The organism is Nocardiopsis tropica, from assembly GCF_042660575.1.
Lineage (GTDB): Bacteria > Actinomycetota > Actinomycetes > Streptosporangiales > Streptosporangiaceae > Nocardiopsis > Nocardiopsis tropica.
The window spans coordinates 118,765-134,244 of sequence record NZ_JBHSUF010000020.1 but is presented as its reverse complement, the minus strand read 5'-3'; the positions used below and the strand labels follow the sequence as shown (position 1 = coordinate 134,244).

The window sequence follows — 15,480 nt, the reverse complement described above, 5'->3', positions numbered from 1 at the left end:
AGCAATATGTGGCCTTGGGCAGTGTCCACGCGGACCTGGGCCATAGGGGTGTCCGTGGTACCGCTGTCACGTGAGATGTCGATGCAGTCCAGGGCCCGATCGAACTCACCTGTGCCCCGATGCGCCAGAGCGAGTTTCTGGTGGGCTCCTGACCAGTCGCCCGGCTCGGCCAGGTCCTCGAATTCCCGGATCGCGGCCTGGATGACATACGTGGCGTGGCCGTACTCGCCGAGTTTGCTCAGCGCGGTGCCCACCCACAGGCGGGCACGGGCCCGATCACGGTGGTCGAGCCTCTCGTCCTCAGCCAGGGTCTCGTACCGGCGGGCAGCCGCATCCAGCTCGCCGGACATCTCCGCGACCACCGCGAGGGCCAGGTCGAGGCGGCCGACACGGCGCGGGATGCCGAGCTGGCTGAAGAGTGCTCGAGCTTCGGAGTAGGAACGCTGGGCCGAGAGCGGCCCTGTCACGGCACCCTGGTCCCGCCGGATGTCCCCGAGCAGAGTCGTGGAGCGAGCCAACAAGTAACGGCCCCTGTCGTCCAACTCCCCGGGGAGGAATCGGGAGAACCAGCGCCCCAGAAGGGCCTCGGCGAACGCGAAGTCCTGCCGGGACAGGGCTATGACGACACGGTCCAGGTCGTCCACCCACGACTCGTATTGATCGCCCCGTGTACCGATCGCCGACCGGGGCCGCCCCGTCTCCACTAGCGGCTGCGCAGCCTGGGACTCGTTCGCATCGAAACGCAGACAGGCCGCGTCGTCCGCTCGCGCGAGAACGGTGTCCAAGATGGCCTGGGTGTCAGGGCGGGGCACCGTCGCCGTCAGGAGTTTCTCCCATTTGGAGACTGTTCGGGCACCGACACCGAGATGCTCCGCGAACGCGCGGACACTCATCCTCATCGCCAAGCGCAGAGACCGAGCCTCCAAACCGGTCCAGCGGTGCACGACTCTCATGTGTGCCCCCTTTCCGGAAACCATGGAAGCACGGTTCACGCGGACGGGCGACATAAGTGCAACGGAAGTACAGCAGAGGGTCGTTGGCGGGTAAGCGTGTCGGAGCCAGGCTGTGGTGTGTCATCAATTCACACAAACGCGTAAGACCTAAGAAGCCCTTCTCACTGCGGTCCAGCAACACATGGACCGGGATAAGTCATCCCAGTCCTTCGCGAAGAGCATGAGTATCTGACCTTGGAATTCCTCGAACTTGCAGCCATGAAGAGGAGAGAACATGTTCATCACCCTCCACGGGCAGCATCAACCCGACGGCATGAATCGCGGCTTCAACGTGGTCGAACGCAAGGGCATCGGCCACCCGGACTCGCTCGCCGACCTCATCGCGGAGGAGTTCTCCCGCCGCTACTCGCTTCACGGGCTCGAACGCTTCGGAGCGGTCCCGAACCACTGGGTGGACAAGGTGGCCCTGATAGGCGCTGAGGCGGAGGTCGACTTCGGCGGCTACACGATTCGCAAGCCCATCAGCGCCTACCTGTTCGGCAAGGTGACGCGTGCGGTAGGCACCGAACCCCTCCCCATCGAGAACCTGTTCCGGACAGCAGTCGAGAACGTGCTGGCAGAGGCAACCGGCAGCGACCAGATCATTCGTTCTGTGCGCACCTTCGTCGAGAACACCGCAGGCGTGGGAACCGACCATCCGGCCTCGTTCTACCGGCCCTCCGCTGCTGACGAATGCCGAGTGTCCCGTGGGAGCGCGCTGGCCAACGACACGGCCTTCTGTAGCGCTTACTCCCCCGCCGACCCCCTGGACATCCTGGCGATCGATGTGGAGAACCACATCAACAGCCCTTCATTCAGGAATGCGTTCAACGGGCTGGGCTCCGACGTCAAGGTGATGCTGGCCAGGGCGGCGAACGTGCTGGAGGCGACGATCTGCCTTCCGGTGTATCCCGAAGCGGTCGGCTCGCACCGTGAGTACACGGCCCTGATATCCGAGGCGGACAACCATCTCGACGCTTTCGTCAACGAACACCCGGTCGTACGACAACGTCCATGGCTCACGCGGCTGAGCTTCAACACCAAGGATCATGACAGAGGTGCCTATCTGGCACCGTTCGGCACATCTCTGGGCAAGGGCGACTGCGGACTCGTCGGGCGCGGCAACAAGGCCAACGGCGTGATCTCCGCAAGCGGCGGCGCTGGCGTGGAGGCCTTGGCCGGCAAGAACCCGGTGCACCACACGGGCAAGCTGTACACGCTGGCCGCCGCACGTCTGGCGGACCGCATCCACGCCAAGCTCGGCATATCCAACGAGGTCGTGCTCGTGTCGCGCAACGGCGACCGCCTGGACGACCCGTCGTTCGTAGGAGTTCGGCTGGCACAGCGAGGCAACCGCCTCGACCACAGCGTTGTCGAGGAGTTGACCGCGGCGACACTGGCCGAACTTCCTCTGCTCTCCGAACGCCTGCTCGCCCTCTCCCCGATGGATCGCTTCCGCGACCCCTCGCTGGTACTGGAGGTGTGAGCCGGTGGCGAACATCGACCTGGCCGGGCGCAGCGTCATCCTGGTCACCCTGGACTCGTGCCGCTACGACGTCGCGGCGAGCACGCACACCCCGAACCTGGCGAAACTCGGCCCGCTGCACCAGGCCGAGAGTCCAGGGACCTACACACTCCCCGCCCACGCCGCGTTGTTCAACGGCTTCCTGCCCCGACCGCTCTCAGGGCCCCTCACACTCGGCGGACGGAGCATAGACGCGATCTGGCGATCGGCGGCGGCCCGGCCCTCGAAGTGCCATGCCGCCGTCCCCTTCGACGGCCCCACACTGATGGCGCACTACAGCAGGAAGGGCTATCGGGTAGTGGGCGCCGGCGGTGTCACCTTCTTCGACTCCTCGGATCCGGCCAACGGCCTGCCCACGCTGTTCCCTGAGTTCCACTACTTCGGCCGCCCCTCTCGCTTTCAGGCAACACCACAAGCTCGTGTCGCCGATCGCAGTGAGATTCTGCCGTTGTTCCACACCCGCATGCTCGCCGACCTGTGCCTGGAGGCCGAACGGTTCTTCCTGTTCGTCAACTGCTCCAGCACGCACATCCCCTACACGACCCCGTTCAGCCCCCTCACCGAACGGAACAGAGGACTTCTCCGACGCCTCTACCAGCTGCACGACTCCCAGCAGAACGCCTCCGACGATGACCTCCTGACCGCTGAAGACATCGGAGTACTCCTGGACATGCAGAGGCTCGCCCTGGAATGGGCCGACACCCGCTTGAGCGACCTGTTCTCACGGCTGAGCACACGACGCCCCTTGGTGGTGGTCTGCGCCGACCACGGCGAGGAGTTCGGAGAGGGCGACAGGTTCGGCCACGCACACCCGCACCCGACGGTCGCCACAGTGCCCCTGTGGTGCGGCGTATTGGACAGGGACTGACCCATGGCCAACCTCCAACCCTGGTTCACGCATCCCGCGATCACCGCGACTTCCTCCGAAGGAGTCCGGACACGGCTGGGCATCTCCCCCAACCACGAGTCCTTCCGCGCCGGCGTCCTTCGAACCCATCTACTCACCGCGCTTTTGGCCCACCGGGTCGCACAGCATCTCGGTGTCCGTACACGGGTGGCGGTTCGGTGGGACGACAGCGACAGCCTGCGCAGCCGCGACGAATACCGATCACGGCTTCTCCGAGAGCTCACGCGGGTGGCTCAGATACCGGTCGCGGACGAGCAGCACGTCTTCCGCCAGAGCCAGCGAGGCGACCGGTACCAACAGGCCCTACGGCGGCTAGACGCCCGAGGTCTCCTGGTGACGCGGCGAGGACTTCCCTGCCTTGATGTGGCCGCCGTGGATCGGCTCATGGCCGAACAGGGCGTCTGCCCCAAGGCCTTGACCACCTCGGTGGCCGTGAACACGACCACGGCCCTCGACCCAGCGCAGGAGACGGTTCCGCTCATGCGCGGTGACGGGCGGGCCCTGTGGCATCTGGCCACGGTAGTGGACGACATCGAACAGCGCACGACCCTGATCGTCCGAGGCACCGACAAACGCGACGCCACACCCGTACAAGTCCGCCTGTACTGGGCCCTCAACGGGGGAAGGCGCCCTCCAGTGCACCTGTTCCTGCCCAAACTGCTGGAGCCGGAGTCTGTAGTACCTCGCATCTCAGACCTGCTCGAACAGGGCGTCAGGCCCTCGACGCTGCGGTACTTCCTCGCTGAGCCGTACCTGCACCAGTCTCGGCCAACTACTCGGCCGGTCGGCTTCTCCGAACTGGTGGATCAGATCCGTACGGTTCTTCCCCACCACGGGGACAGCCTTCTGGATGAACGACGTCTACGGTCTCTGGACCGGAAGGTGTCCGTCGCCCTGGCTCCAGAGGTGGCCGAACAGGAACTGGATGACCGCTGTCCGGGGGCATCCTCGCGCGTCACCGCGTGGATCACCCGGTGCTACCCGCGGCCGCTGTCCCAACAGGTCCGGCTGTGCCGGGCACTCACCGACATCGAGATCAACCATGAACCGCCTCCCGACCAGGCGGAGGAGGCGTGGTGGTGGCTGGACGCATGGTCACGCGACATGGCGAAGGGCCCGCCTCCGCATCCGGTGCGCTGGGTGCTCACCGGACAGCGGGACGGGCCCGCAGCGTCAGAACTCCTGGAGGTTCTTCCTTCGGAACTGGTGGCCTCGCGGCTGACCTCGGCCCGTCAGGCGTTGAGCCGCTCCAGCGCCGCGCGAAGGCGCTCCAGTGTGCGCTCGCGGCCCAGCAGTTCCAGTGACTCGAACAGCGGGAGTCCGACCGTGCGGCCGGTGACCGCGACCCGCACCGGAGCCTGAGCCTTGCCGAGCTTGAGCCCTTGGGCGGCCCCGGCCTGCTCAAGGGCCCCCTTCAAGGTTTCGGCGTCCCAGGTCAGGCTCTCGTCGGAGAAGGCGGCGATCGAGGCGGTGAGCATCTCCTCGCCGATCCCGGGCTTCATGGCCTTGGTCCAACTCTTGTCATCGAAGACAGGTGTACCCAGGAACAGGAAGTCGACGTTGGGCACGATCTCGCTGAGCACCGCCACCCGACTCTGCGCCAGCGGGGCGATCTTGGCGAACACATCCGCATCGAAGTCCTCACTTCGCCACGGCACCTCCTCGCCCTCCAGGTAGGGGGCGCAGCGTTCGACGAACTCGTCCGCGTCCAGGGCGCGGATGTAGTCGCCGTTGAAGGCCCGCAGCTTCTTCTCGTCGAAGAACGCCGGCGAGGAGTTGACGTCGGCCAGATCGAAGAGCGGGATCATCTCCCCGATGGGCATGATCTCGCGGTCATCGCCCGGCGCCCACCCCAGCAGCATCAGGTAGTTGACCATGGCCTCGGGCAAGTAGCCCTCGGCCTGGTAGGACTCCATGGCGACCTTGTCCCGGCGCTTGGACAGCTTCTGACGCTGCTCGTTCACCAGTACTGGAGCGTGCGCCCACACCGGCGGGGTGTGCCCCAGCGCCTCCCACAGCAACTGCTGCTTGGGAGCGTTGGACAGGTGCTCCTCACCCCGGATGACGTGCGTGATGCCCATCTCGACGTCGTCCACCACGTTCGCCAGTACGAACAGCGCAGTACCGTCGGCGCGGGCGATGACGAAGTCCTCCAGGGCCTCGTGCGGGAACTCCACCCGGCCCCGGATCCGGTCCTCCACAACCGTGGGTCCGCCCTCGGGAATCCGAAAGCGCAGCGCACGTCCGGGCCCGGCCTCCAGGCCGCGGTCACGGCAGAATCCGTCGTAGCCCAGGTTGGGGTTGTCCCGTCGGGTCTGGACCTCCTCGCGGGTGCAGTCGCAGTAGTAGGCCAGCCCTTCCTTGAGCAGGCGCTGGGCGGCCTCGGTGTGCTGGTCGGCGTAGTCGGTCTGGGAGTAGGGGCCCTCGTACTGGGAGGAGTCCACGCCCAGCCAAGCCATCGCGGCCAGGATGCCCTCGGTCCATTCGGGGCGGGAGCGAGCTGCGTCGGTGTCCTCGATCCGTAGCACCATCGTGCCTCCGGATTGTCGCGCGACCACCCAGTTCAGCAGCAGGGACCGGGCGTTGCCCACGTGGAACATGCCGGTCGGAGACGGTGCGAACCTGGTACGAATCGAGGTGTCAGTCACCCCACCGAGCCTAGCGTGATCGCCTTCTGTACCGTGCCGGATAAGACATCCGGCAGGGGGGTGGAACCGGCGTGCCACTCCTCCGCCTCAGGAGCCGGCGACGGATGCCCTGAGCCGACCTGGGCCAGGAGGGACCGCGGGCTAGGTCAGAACTGCGACCACCACCTGCAGGTCCCCGCACCGGGCGCGGAGTCGCGACCTGCCCTCGGCCTCGGCGTCCAGCACGTGCGGGATCAGGACCTGCCCGCCCTGGGCCGCGCCGGCGCCGGCGTCCCCCTCCTCGGCTTCCCTGGACACCACGACCTGCTGGGCCCTGCGCCCCACGACACGGCCGCCCTCGTGGATCTCCAGTTCCGCCTGGTCCTGCTCGCCCGCCAGCGCCCTCCGGAAGCACGCGAGCGCCACCCCGTCCCGGGTTCCGTCGTAGACCCAGCGCGGTCCGAGGACGGAGTGCTCCAGGGTGCCGACGAGGTGCTCCTCGTGACCGGCGAGGGGCGCGCCCCGGTAGGTCAGCGGCACGTGGAGCAGGCGGTCCCCGCGCCGGACCAGGAACGCCTCCACCCCGACCTCGCCCTCCGGGTCGTCGAACCTGTACGCGCCCAGCACCTCGTCGGGCCCCTGTCCCGCCCACGGTCGGCCGTCCAACCAGGCCCCGATCAGGGCCGGTTTGCTCGGTGTGAGGGTCGCACTGTGAATGATCGCCATGGGCACCAGTATCCGGCAGCGGCTCGGGAACAGCCGGCACGGGTCCGCCCGCGACGGCGCGGCCCCCGGTGGGCTCTCACCCGGCGTCCGCCCTCCCGGAAGCAGCCCCCGGGACAGCGGGCACCCCAAGCGCGAGCAGCGCGGTGTCGTCGTCGAGCCCCTCACCGAAGCTCCAGAGCAGGTCGCTCAGGGCGTTGATCGCCTTGGAGGGGCTGGAGGGGGCGTGTTCGGCGGCGAAGGCGAGCAGGCCGTCCTCGCCGTACAGGGTGTCGCGCCGGGGTCCCGTGCGTGCCTCGGTCAGGCCGTCGGTGTAGAGCAGGAGGGTGTCGCCGGGGGCCAGGACGGTCTCGGCCGTGGCGAATTCGGCGCCGGACAGCACGCCGACGAGCATCCCTCCGGGGGTGTCCAGGAGGTCGACCCGGCCGTCGGCGCGCAGGACCAGGGCCGGCGGGTGGCCGCCCGAGGCCAGTCGGACCCGGGCGGGTCCTCCGTCGCCGCCGGGTTCGAGGATGCCGAGGACGACGGTGCAGTGGCGGGCCTCGTCGTCGTGGGCGTGCCCCTCCAGGAGGACGGTGTTCAGCGTGTCCAGGGCCTCGGCGGGCTCCGAGGTGTGCAGGGCGGCGGCGCGCAGGGCGTACCGGACACGGGAGGTCAGGGTCGCGGCCTCGGGGCCCTTGCCGCGCACGTCGCCGAGGAAGAACACCCAGCGGGTGTCGTCCAGGCGGAGGAGGTCGTAGAAGTCGCCGCCCAGCTGGTCGGGGGAGGCCGGGTGGTAGTAGGAGGCCGCTTCCATGCCCGGCACGGCGGGCAGGCTGTCGGGCAGGAGGGCCTTCCGCAGGACCGTGAGCGCGTCCTTCAGGCGGGCCCGGTCGATGTCGGCCTGCCGGTGCGCCCGGTCGGCCTCGGCACGGGCCCGTTCGGCTTCGGCCTGGAGCCGCTCGGCCTCGGCGCGGGCCCGGTCCGCCTCCCTGCGCCGGTGCAGCAGCTCCTCCTCGTAGGCGCGGCGTTCGGTGGCGTCGAAGACGTTGGTATGGATCAGCAGCGGTTCACCCGCGCTGTCGTGCTTGACGGCGGAGGAGACGAGCACGGGGAGGCGGGCGCCCCCGGCGGCTCTCATCTCCAGGGCGATACCGCTGACCTGGCCCCGCATGTACAGCAGCGGCGCGAAGTGCGTCTCGTGGTAGAGCCTGCCGCCCACGGTGAGGAGGTCGCTGAAGCGCATCCGGTCCACCACGGCGTCGCGTTCCAGGCCGAGCCACTCCAGCAGCGTGGCGTTGATCCGGACGATCGTGCCGTCCATGAGCGTCGACAGGTACCCGCAGGGCGCGAACTCGTAGAGCTCCTCCGCGCCCTGCTCCAGCAGTGCGCCGACGGCCGGGTCGGGGCGACCGCTCCTGTCGGACGGTTCGGGTTCCCCGTTCACGCCGTGCGCCGCAGGGTGTCCAGGAAGCCCAGGATCGCCTCCGCCGTGGCCTGCGGTGCGCTCAGCTGCGGGCAGTGGCCGGTGGCCTCCAGCGTGACCAGCCGGGAGGAGGGGATCGACTCGTGGACGAAGGCGCCGACCCCGCGGGGGGCGATGAGGTCCTGGGAGCACTCCAGGACCAGGGTCGGGACCTCCACGCCCTTCAGGTCCGCGCGGTTGTCGGACAGGAAGGTGGTACGGGCGAAGACCCGGGCGATGTCGGGGTCGGTGGCGCAGAAGCTGTCGGTCAGCTCCTGTCCCAGCTCGGGCCGCTCGGGGTTGCCCATGATCATCGGCGCCATGGCCGACGACCAGCCCAGGTAGTTGGACTCCAGGGAGGCCAGCAGTTCGTGGATGTCCTGTGTGCTGAAGCCGCCGCGGTAGCCCTCGTCGTCGATGTAGCGGGGCGAGGGGGTCACCATCACCAGGGCGCCGATGCGCTCCGGCACCGCCTGAGCGGCCAGGACGCCGACCATGGCACTGACCGAGTGGCCCACGAACACGGCTCCTTCGAGGTCCAGCGCCCGGCTCAGCTCCACCACGTCCTGGGCGTAGCCCTCCAGTGAGGAGTACCTCTCCTCGCTCCAGGAGGCCAGGTCCGACCCACCGGAGCCGACGTAGTCGAAGAGCACCACCCGGTACCGCTCGGCGAGGGCCGGCGCCACCAGGCGCCACAAGTTCTGGTCGCAGCCGAACCCGTGGGCGAGGACCACCGTGGGCACCTCGTCCGTCCCGGTGATCGTCACGTTGTTCCTGCGGAGGACGTCCACCCCGGACACCCCTTCACCTGGTCCAGTCCACCGAAAAAGATATCTGATCCCATCAGACCATATTCGGTGTCAAACCTCGCGTTTCAGGCTCTCGGGGTGAGCGGTTTCCCCGGTCGGCGCCGTGTCCGGGGCCGGTGTGCTTCCTGGCCGGCATCGCTCGCGGGTCGTTGTCCGTCCGGCGCTGCGGCACCCGCCGCCCGCGCCATCTCTGCCGACCGAGCAGGTCGCGACCACCGGCTCGTTCGGCGCAGGAGTCCGGGTACGGTGCTCGGTGTTTCGTGCCGGGTGTGATGGAGGCTCTTGGTGTGTCCTGCGTTTTTCGGAGTCGGATTTCTGGATCCTGGGACCACGTGACCCTTGAAGGAGGGCATCGTGGGACGGTGAGGCCCACTCCCCCACCCCGATCAGCACGGCGCCCACGACATGCCTCCCCCGAGGACAACAGAGCCGCCTTCAGGCCCTGAAGGAGTCACGGGATGATGGAACCACTCTTCGAGATCGCCGATGTTCTCTCCGACATGGACGACATCATGAATATTTCCATGGAATTCGAGGAACCGCTTTGAACGACCACGCCTCCGCACTGACCGAACGCCTGATCCGCGCCAATTGGCACGGAGGCTTCAACCACACACGGTCCCGAGTCGCCCTGATGAAGGAGTATCTTCGGCGCGCAGCCCTGTGGTCGCACCAGCTCCGCGCCGAGCAATGGCCCTTTTTCGATGCGGCCGCACTGGCCAACCCGAATGTGCGAGCCGGCGAGGAACTCGTTTCCGTAATCATCGAGAAGGAGGAGATAATCCATCAGTTCCCCTTGGTCATGGACACCTGCGTCTGGGCGCTTCATTTCAGCGCACTGCGCGACTCGGGAGAATCCCTGCCAGATTTGCCGGACATGTTCGAGCCGCTGGTCATATTCTATGAGCGCGGAGGAGGCTTCGGCATCGACACCACCGGAATGATTCAAGTAGACTACGCGGCCATGGAGCGAGGATCCCCCGCGAGCCATCGGTCCGACAAAGCAAAGACATCCATCGATGCAGAATCATTGGATCTCTTGGACCGGTGAGTCCTGGCACCCGGCAGTTCCACCCGGAAAACAACCTGCATAATGGTTCCACCCGAGAGCACCGGTGGCCAGAATTCATCAGACGGTGCGGGAAACGGTACCGGACCTCCGACGTCAGGGCCGAGCAATGGCATACTCAGAAACGATCATGATCTCCGCGACACCGAAAGAAGTCGTTTCCCTCATGCGCCGAATCGATGCCTCCGTCTCCCCGGGCCGCAACACCGGCGCCACCGAGGCGCGAATCGACAATCTAGTGCTGGACATAGAGGAAATCGATATATACCCAGGATTCTATACGGCCATGGATGTTTACGGAACTTCCCGGGAAAACACAAAGGAAAACGCGCGTTCATTTTTCGGACGCCTCTCGGAAGTCACACCGTGGCGCCTGGCCCTGGGGTTCGACGAGAACGACGTGCCAATCATAGAACGCCCTACCACGCCTTCGCGCGAGGAAGAGGAAGACTTATAACTTCCCGACCGTTCCCCGGAAAACCATGGCCCTGTTAACGAGGTCCCCGAAGGCCACAGCCACGTGGACGTGGGTGGTCGAGCACGATGAGGGTTCGAATGCACTGGAGGTGGGCTGCACTGCCGCGCTGTCGATAGCACAGGTTCTCCAGGACAGCGATCTGCTGTACCTCGACAGTGTCGACGTGGACTGGTTCCAGTTCGGTACCGGCCACACCGGTTACCGATCCCGGATCCTTCACTGTCGAGAGCTCACCGCCGCCGCTCTGGCAGACAGGGTTCGTGGCTCCCAACCCGTAAGCCGACCGGAGGCCTACCCGGAGACTCTGCTTCTTCTCGGCCCCGGAAACTGGATCGCGCCCGACGGAAGCAGGAGAGGCGAACCCGAACTCGTGAGTGTCTCCGTCGACGTCGCTACCGAGGACACCATGGTCGAGCTGAGCGTTCACCACGACATCTGGGCGGAGAACGATTTCTTCGGACGCCCGCATCCCGAGGTCCATAACGGCAATGCCCCCCGACTGGCGCAGGCTTTGAGAGCCCTCGAAAAAAGGCTCGGAAGCGAGACCGAAAAGGGAGAACCCACCTATTTCGGCACGGCTTTCCACTACGGTGTGGCCGCACCGCGCGGCGGCTCGAAGATCACAGGACTCGACGTGACCGAGCGTCTCTGATCCGAGGAACCCCATGACACATGACGTGGTCGCCCTGCTCGAGAGGGCACCCACCCTGCGCGGCATGACCCGGGCCCTGGTCCAGGCGGGACCGGAGCTACAGGTCCGTGCCGTCGCCGGCGGCGCGGTCGTCCAGCTCCGCGACGGATCGGGACACATGGTCGCGGCCGTCCAAGCGGCACAGAGGCTCGCGCTGTCCTCCGAGGCCGACCGCCTGCTCGCCGAAGGGATCGCCGACGACCTGCCCGCCCAACCGTGGTGGGTGGAGGCACGCGGAACCGAAACCGGCCCGGGAGGGGAGGACACCCCGTAGAAGTGGCGCGGGGGCGGTGCTCGGCTTCAAGCCTGTCACGGTCGATCCGTCGAGAACGCAGAATCCCTGCGCTCACAGGACTGTCAAGGAAACCTTCGACCATTCGGCAGATGGTCGGTCCGCTGTGAGCTTCCGGTGTGCCCTCCGCCGGTCCTGCGCGCGAACCGAGCTCTCTGCGGCAAACACCCTGTCAGCAGGTCCCTCTTCCGTCTGTATGGCAATACGGGGATCGGGTGCCTTCGGTGGGTTGCCCGTGCAATGGCGAACGAAGGTGGTCGAGGCCTGGTCCGACACTTGGTCGGCCATGATCGTGCTGGAATGCCCATGCCTTCCGAAGCGCATGGGATCGACACAGTTGGGTACGGGCCGGCCCCTCTCCTGTGCCCTGCCGAAGCAGTACTGGCCGGAATCGGCCACCGATCGTCCGCTTGACCTCTGACGACGCGGAAACAGTGATGCACGGGGCGAAACCATGGCAATAGAGTCTGCATCGCCACCAGAAATACCACCCCGCCCCCCACGCCCCGAGACAGAGGGGAGACCCACGTGTCAGCCTGGAACATCCAGACCGGAGAGGTTTTCGGCGTCCTCTCAGGCGTCTCCGGACACATAGGCGACGAAGAGGGAAGCCAAGGGCTCACCTCGCACTTGAATTCGATGGAAACGCATCTGAACGAGGCCAACAGCGCGGCCAACAGCGACCCGATCGGGGTAGCCCTCTCCGAGTTCGCCGAGCACTACTTCGACGAGGTCGGCGGCATGGTCGAAAAGAGCGCCAGTGCGGTCGGGGGCGCTAGCGATGCCACCTTGCACTATGTCAACGGCAACCTGCAGATGGCCGCGGACGCCCAGGCCAACGCGGGAGAGATCGCGTAGGGACGCTCCCTCCAGGGATCACGTCCACTCCATGAACGTGCCACCCGAACTCCCGACGGAGGAAGGGACAGCCTCCCTAGCGCCTTCCGGCCCTACGGTACTGGCGCAGGCACTCCTTCTCCGCCGACCCGTACCAAGGCCACGAGACCCTTCCTCCGCGGACGCGACGTAAGACGACACACAGACCGGCCTCGCCCCAGCCACCGCTGAAGTGCACCCCCTACACGGATAGCGAATGCTCAGTGAGTGATGACCTGATCGACCCGGATGCGATCCCCGTCCCCATCGTGAACCCCACGCTGTTGGAGAGCGCGGCCGGCGGCCTCAGGACCGACGGCGAGAACATCGCCGAATCAGGACAGAGCATCAAAAGCTCATGGGCCGGGCTCCAGGCCGTCTACAGCGCGCCCGAGGCCGAGACCCTGTACTCGGCGGTCGACCCCGTCGCCACCACGGGCGACTCGGTGGAAACCGACTTCGGCACGGCGGCCACCGCACTGGAGACCTTCGCCGAGAGGGCGCGTGAGCTGCGCTCCGAGTTGGTCCAGGCCCGCCAGGACGCCAGAGACCTGGTCGCGGAGATCCGGAGCGACGACGACTGGGACGACGGCGGCTTCTTCGGCGGCGAGAGCGACAAGGTCGAGGAGCACAACAACCTGCTCAACCACGTGAACTCGCTCCACCAGCAGTACCAGGAGGCCGAACGGGAGTGCGCCAACGCCATCACCGCGTTGTTCGGCGGCACCACCTTCATCGCGAGCAACGCCGACGGAACCACCCAGCCCGGCGCCGGCGAGGCCGTCTACGGCTTCGAGGAGGCGCCCGAGGACGTCGGGACCCCGTGGGGCTCCCCCCAGGGCACCGACCACATGTGGTACGTGGACGCGATCCACGGGGGCGGGGACGTCCTCATGGGCAGCCTGGAGGACATGGGCGGCGCGGTCGGGATCCACGGTTCCGAGGGCTGGTTCACCGGCGGTTGGAGTGACAACTTCACCTCGTACTGGGGCGACTCGATCGCGGGTCTCGGAGCCATGACCGGCTTCTACAACCCCCAGACCGGTGAGATGGTGAACAGCCCCGGCGAGTGGTGGGACACCGCCAGGGGCGCCTGGGGCGACGCGATCCACGGTTTCTTCCCCTGGACCGAACTGGGAGAGCGCCCCGGCTACGTGTTCGGCACCGTTCTGACCAACATCGGCATGATCGCGGGTGGCGCGGCGTTGAGCGCCACAGGTATCGGGGCGGTGGTCGGTGTGCCCATGATCGCCGCCCGGGTGTCGCGCATCCTGGGAGGCGCCGGAACCGGCGACGGCCCCATCAGCGGGGGCATCGACGCGGGCGGCTCCGAGGGTTCCGACGGCTCCTCCAACACCGCGAACAACGGGTCCAGCCCCACTCTCAGGCCTGACGGCACCCACCCGGACGCGCCTGCCGCACCGGACAGCATCGAGCCCGACGGAAGCGGCGTCCCCGCAGGTCTCGGGGACATGCACGAGTCTCTGAGCGATCTGGAGGCCCATCAGAACCAGGGGCCGCAAGCGGACCCGGCCCCTGTACCGGACAACAGTCCGGATCCGACGCCGGAACCCTCCGCACCACCCGCCGAGCCCGTCACCCCGGAGAGCAACCCCCCGGAACGCCCGGAGTCCGACAGGAACGGTGCCGGTTCTCAGGACGCCGACACACCCGGTCAGCGAGCGGACGAGGATGTGCGGCGCGACCCGACGACCGCAGAGGTCGACGCGGCCTTCTCCGAGATCGCGCGGCGCAACGAGGATCTCGCCGATGACATGGACACCGCCGACGGCGGCCGGATGGCCGAACTCGACGGTGAGGCGCCCTGGACCATCGACGCCCTGGAGAACAGCGGCTCCACCGGACGTGGGGACGGCCCGGGCGGCAACGAGAGCTCCCGGGTCCCTGTCACCCCTGACGGCATGGAGATGCACGCCGACGGCACGATCAACAACAGCGCCGACGGCGACGGGCCCCGGCTCGACGAGGACAGCGACCCGGTCACCGTGCACGAGGACGACCGCAATTCCCATGGTTCCAGCGGCCATAGTGGCACAGCCGGATCCGGTGGGAGCGGGGGCGGAGGCCCCGAGAATCCCGGCGCTGGTCCTGAACCGCCTGCCCACGGCGACGGACCGCGCACCTCCGACTCCGGGACGATCTCACTTCCCGAGAACACCGGCGGCCAGAACCCACCGAACAGCGCGGGGAACGGTACTGGATCCGCAACCTCGGGGCCGAGCGATGTGGTCAGACAGGCGACGAACGGACCTGTCGTCATCGACCGGGACCATCCCTTGCGACCGCTTCCACGAGAGCCCCTCGGCATCGAATTCCCTCTCGAACCCAATACGAAATACGAGATCCCAGACTCACCTGACCGCCCGGGTGCCACCTACTACACCGATGACACCGGAAGAATTGCCGAGGTGCACACTGAGTTCGGCAAGCCAGGAAGATGGAACCCCGACCTGAGATACCCGCTTCCCGATGTCACATATAAAATCGGCAAGGACCTCACGGTATCCACGGACGATCTCGGGAGGACGTCCAGGGTGGAAGGAAGCCTGTCCCTTTCCAAAGCCCCCCGGGGGGCGGACCAGACTCCCATGGGACACTTGGGTCGCGACGAGCACGCCGACTTCAATGACAAGGCCGAGGAGCAGCTGGCCGAAAGCCTCTCGGAAGGTGATATTCAGCAGTTCGAGGATGCGGACTGGGATGGCGGGCACCTCATCGCCAATGAGTTCGGCGGTGGGGCGGAAAAAATCAACATGATTCCCATGCTACGCACACTCAACCGTGGAAACGGGGCAGACGACGCCTGGGAAGGCAGCTGGAGGGAGATGGAGAAACACTGGGAAAAACTCATATCGAATGATCCGTCCACGTCCATTCAAGTGTCGATGGAAATCGTATACCCTGACGATGTTTCCATTTCAAACATCCCGGAGAGGATCGAAGTAGCCTACACGGTGAACGGCGGAACACCCATCCCGAGGAGCTTCGAGAACCTCCCACTATCCCAAAGGTCGAACGATTAAAAT

Annotated in this window: 13 protein-coding genes; 8 read left to right on the top strand and 5 right to left on the bottom strand. The window is 66.7% G+C overall.

Going from position 1 to position 15,480, the window contains the following annotated elements; all coding sequences use genetic code 11:
- A partial coding sequence (locus ACFQBR_RS26990) for a hypothetical protein (protein WP_378554735.1) occupies window positions 1-644 on the bottom strand: 644 nt, incomplete at its 3' end.
- Window positions 645-1,227: 583 nt separating this feature from the next.
- On the opposite strand from ACFQBR_RS26990, the gene ACFQBR_RS26985 reads away from it, so the two are divergent.
- Both ACFQBR_RS26985 and ACFQBR_RS26980 read left to right on the top strand, forming a co-directional pair.
- Window positions 1,228-2,478: a methionine adenosyltransferase gene (locus ACFQBR_RS26985; protein ID WP_344181566.1), complete on the top strand. Its 1,251-nt coding sequence runs from the start codon at window positions 1,228-1,230 to the stop codon at window positions 2,476-2,478.
- A gap of 4 nt (window positions 2,479-2,482) precedes the next feature.
- On the top strand, window positions 2,483-3,385 hold the full coding sequence (locus ACFQBR_RS26980) for a sulfatase-like hydrolase/transferase (protein WP_344181568.1): 903 nt from the start codon (window positions 2,483-2,485) through the stop codon (window positions 3,383-3,385).
- A 1,271-nt stretch (window positions 3,386-4,656) separates the two neighbouring features.
- Here ACFQBR_RS26980 and gltX read toward each other — a convergent pair.
- The 4 genes from gltX to ACFQBR_RS26960 form a co-directional block, all read right to left on the bottom strand.
- Window positions 4,657-6,024 carry a glutamate--tRNA ligase gene (gene gltX / locus ACFQBR_RS26975; protein ID WP_378554740.1) on the bottom strand — a complete coding sequence of 456 codons (1,368 nt, stop codon included), beginning with the start codon at window positions 6,022-6,024 and terminating at the stop codon, window positions 4,657-4,659.
- 189 nt (window positions 6,025-6,213) lie between these two features.
- The gene (locus ACFQBR_RS26970) at window positions 6,214-6,777 is read right to left on the bottom strand and encodes a maltokinase N-terminal cap-like domain-containing protein (RefSeq protein ID WP_344181572.1); all 564 of its coding nucleotides are present in this window, start codon (window positions 6,775-6,777) and stop codon (window positions 6,214-6,216) included.
- A gap of 76 nt (window positions 6,778-6,853) precedes the next feature.
- Window positions 6,854-8,200: a PP2C family protein-serine/threonine phosphatase gene (locus ACFQBR_RS26965; RefSeq protein ID WP_344181574.1), complete on the bottom strand. Its 1,347-nt coding sequence runs from the start codon at window positions 8,198-8,200 to the stop codon at window positions 6,854-6,856.
- Window positions 8,197-9,009, bottom strand: a complete 813-nt coding sequence (locus ACFQBR_RS26960; protein WP_344181642.1) for an alpha/beta fold hydrolase — start codon at window positions 9,007-9,009, stop codon at window positions 8,197-8,199. The genes ACFQBR_RS26965 and ACFQBR_RS26960 overlap by 4 nt, the downstream gene beginning before the upstream one ends.
- 562 nt (window positions 9,010-9,571) lie before the next feature.
- Here ACFQBR_RS26960 and ACFQBR_RS26955 point away from each other — a divergent pair.
- The 6 genes from ACFQBR_RS26955 (at window position 9,572) to ACFQBR_RS26930 (ending at window position 15,477) form a co-directional block, all read left to right on the top strand.
- On the top strand, window positions 9,572-10,078 hold the full coding sequence (locus ACFQBR_RS26955) for a hypothetical protein (RefSeq protein WP_344181576.1): 507 nt from the start codon (window positions 9,572-9,574) through the stop codon (window positions 10,076-10,078).
- A gap of 148 nt (window positions 10,079-10,226) precedes the next feature.
- Window positions 10,227-10,553, top strand: a complete 327-nt coding sequence (locus ACFQBR_RS26950) for a hypothetical protein (RefSeq protein ID WP_344181578.1) — start codon at window positions 10,227-10,229, stop codon at window positions 10,551-10,553.
- Between the two features lie 73 nt (window positions 10,554-10,626).
- Window positions 10,627-11,226: a hypothetical protein gene (locus ACFQBR_RS26945; protein ID WP_344181580.1), complete on the top strand. Its 600-nt coding sequence runs from the start codon at window positions 10,627-10,629 to the stop codon at window positions 11,224-11,226.
- A gap of 13 nt (window positions 11,227-11,239) precedes the next feature.
- Window positions 11,240-11,539, top strand: a complete 300-nt coding sequence (locus ACFQBR_RS26940) for a hypothetical protein (RefSeq protein WP_344181582.1) — start codon at window positions 11,240-11,242, stop codon at window positions 11,537-11,539.
- A gap of 546 nt (window positions 11,540-12,085) precedes the next feature.
- Window positions 12,086-12,415: a DUF6507 family protein gene (locus ACFQBR_RS26935; protein ID WP_267949293.1), complete on the top strand. Its 330-nt coding sequence runs from the start codon at window positions 12,086-12,088 to the stop codon at window positions 12,413-12,415.
- A 242-nt stretch (window positions 12,416-12,657) separates the two neighbouring features.
- Window positions 12,658-15,477 carry a DNA/RNA non-specific endonuclease gene (locus ACFQBR_RS26930; protein WP_378554729.1) on the top strand — a complete coding sequence of 940 codons (2,820 nt, stop codon included), beginning with the start codon at window positions 12,658-12,660 and terminating at the stop codon, window positions 15,475-15,477.
- The last annotated feature ends 3 nt before the right edge of the window (window positions 15,478-15,480 follow it).

Excerpts from the sequence above, each read along its gene's own strand:
- ACFQBR_RS26985 (WP_344181566.1), top strand. The coding sequence starts at position 1,228 with ATGTTCATCACCCTCCACGGGCAGCATCAACCCGACGGCATGAATCGC.
- ACFQBR_RS26940 (WP_344181582.1), top strand. The coding sequence starts at position 11,240 with ATGACACATGACGTGGTCGCCCTGCTCGAGAGGGCACCCACCCTGCGC.
- ACFQBR_RS26970 (WP_344181572.1), bottom strand. The coding sequence starts at position 6,777 with ATGGCGATCATTCACAGTGCGACCCTCACACCGAGCAAACCGGCCCTG.
- ACFQBR_RS26950 (WP_344181578.1), top strand. The coding sequence starts at position 10,227 with ATGATCTCCGCGACACCGAAAGAAGTCGTTTCCCTCATGCGCCGAATC.
- gltX (WP_378554740.1), bottom strand. The coding sequence starts at position 6,024 with ATGTTCCACGTGGGCAACGCCCGGTCCCTGCTGCTGAACTGGGTGGTC.